Below are 2,045 nucleotides of genomic sequence, written 5' to 3'. Positions count from 1 at the left end.
ATCCGCATCGGCGGGCGTTCGGACCAGATCCTGCAGCGCATGAGCGACTTCATGCGCGATGTCGACCAGGCGCGCCAGGAATTGATGGCCACGACGTCCGAAACACGCATGTCGGCGTGGGTACTGGGCCTGCTGCCGCCGTTGTCGGCGCTGCTGATGGCCATCGCCAGCCCGGATTTCTTCGCCCCGGTGCTGGAGGTGCCGCTGGGCCACCGCATTCTCGGGGCGGCGCTGTTGATGGAACTGATCGGCGGCTTCCTGCTGTACCGCTTGGCGCGCTCGCTATGAGCGCCAGCACACTGCTCATCGTCGCGTTGCTGCTGCTCGCCCTGGGCGTGGGCCTGCTGGGCATCGCCGGGCTGTGGCTCAGCGGCCAGCAGCAGCGCACCGCCGCCACCCTGCAGGGCGCGCTGCGCAGCCGTGAGGCGCGCACGCTGGCCGCGCCCGGCACTCCACCACCGGATGCGACCACACCCCGCCGCTGGGCCTGGCTGGCCACGCTGGGCGAGCGCTTCAACGGTGGCCGCATCGAAGCGGCGCTGCTGGCACCGGAAGACCGCCTGCTGCTCGACCAGGCCGGCTGGCACACGCGGGTGGGCACCGCCACGTTCCTGGCCCTGCGCCTGCTGATCGCACTCGCCGGCCTGCTGCTGGCCGCCGTCTTCTACGACGGCGACGGACTGAGCCGGGTGGTGGTGATGGGGGCCGCGCTCGGCGCCGGCGTGCTGGTGCCGAAGTTCGCGCTGCGCGCGTGGGCCACGCGGTTGCGCCGCCGGGTGTCGGCCGAACTGCCGCTGCTGATCGACCTGCTGCGCCTGCTGCAGGGCGTGGGCTTCAGCATGGACCAGAGTCTGCAGACGCTGGGCGACAAGCTGCGCAGTGCGATCCCGGTGCTGGGGCGTGAAATCCAGCAGGCCAACATCGCCTACATGCACGGTCGCAGCCGCCAGCAGTCGCTGCGCCGCCTGGCCGAATCCTTCGGCGACGAAGACCTGCGCAGCCTGGTGCAGTTGATGCTGCAGGTCCACGAACACGGCGGCGCGGTGCAGGAACCGCTGCGCCAGTTCAGCGTGCGCCTGCGCGAACAGCGCCGTTCCGCGCTCAAGGAGAAGGTCGGCAAGCTCTCGGTGAAGATGACCATCGTGATGATGTTGACCCTGTTGCCAGCGCTGATGCTGGTGTTGTCGGGCCCGGCGATCATCGCCCTGGCCAATGCCGTGAACCGTCTGGGGTGACCACCATGCCGAACCAGTTCCGCCACTGCGCCGTATTGCTCATCACCGTGGCGGTGTGCACCGCCTGCGGGTCGGCGCGCAACGCCTACAAGCCGGACCCGCTCAGTCTTGCGCCGCTGGACACGCCGGCCCAGGACGACAAGCGCATGTACCTGGACCTGATCGGGCAGATGCAGCGCCAAGGTGCCTACTACGCCTCGCTGGCACACGTGGACGCCTACCGCCAGCGCTACGGTGACAGCCCCGCGCTGCGCCTGCTGCAGGCCGACGGCCTGCGCGAAACCCAGCAGACCGACGCCGCCCGCGCGCTCTACACCAGCCTGGCCAACGGGCCGCAGGGCGCGGCGGCCTGGCACGGCCTGGGGCTGATCGCCGCACGCGCCGGCGATGCCACGCAGGCCGAGGCCAGCCTGGCCCGTGCCGTGCAGCTGCAGCCGTTGAACACCGATTACCTGGGTGACCTCGGGTTCGCCCGGCTGCGCGCAGGCGCGCTTGAACCGGCGCGCGAACCGCTGGCCAAGGCGGCCGAACTGGCGCCGGGCAGCGTCAAGGCCAATGCCAACCTGGCGGTCTGGGCGCTGTTGCGCAATGACCCGGCCATGGCCGAGCAGATCATGCGCAGCGCCGCGTTGCCTGACACCGCGCGGCAGGAAGTGCAGCGGCTGGCGCAGCAGTTGCGGCAGCCCCCTGTCGCGCGCCCGACACCGGCGCCGCCCGCGGCGCTGCTCGCTGCGGAGACCCCGGCCAACCACGCACCGGCGGGTGCAGGCAGCGCCCGCACACCACGCGCCGAAGCGTTCCAGCATTGAC

The 2,045-nt window shown here is 71.1% G+C and carries 3 protein-coding genes; all 3 read left to right on the top strand.

The window, feature by feature from the left end; all coding sequences use genetic code 11:
- On the top strand, positions 1 to 288 hold a 288-nt coding region (locus DBR34_RS13645), incomplete at its 5' end, for a type II secretion system F family protein (protein ID WP_181394010.1).
- A complete protein-coding gene (locus tag DBR34_RS13640) occupies positions 285 to 1,235 on the top strand; it encodes a type II secretion system F family protein (RefSeq protein ID WP_128097195.1) in 951 nt (316 codons plus the stop codon). The genes DBR34_RS13645 and DBR34_RS13640, both read left to right, overlap by 4 nt.
- A gap of 5 nt (positions 1,236 to 1,240) precedes the next feature.
- Entirely contained in the window at positions 1,241 to 2,044 is an 804-nt protein-coding gene (locus DBR34_RS13635; protein WP_128097196.1) for a tetratricopeptide repeat protein, read from the top strand.
- Position 2,045: the final 1 nt, after the last annotated feature.

The sequence above is a fragment of the Stenotrophomonas sp. HMWF003 genome (assembly GCF_003061285.1).
Taxonomy (GTDB): Bacteria; Pseudomonadota; Gammaproteobacteria; order Xanthomonadales; family Xanthomonadaceae; genus Stenotrophomonas; species Stenotrophomonas maltophilia_AP.
The sequence above is the reverse complement of the archived record's forward strand: the minus strand, read 5'-3'. Positions and strand labels throughout refer to the sequence as shown.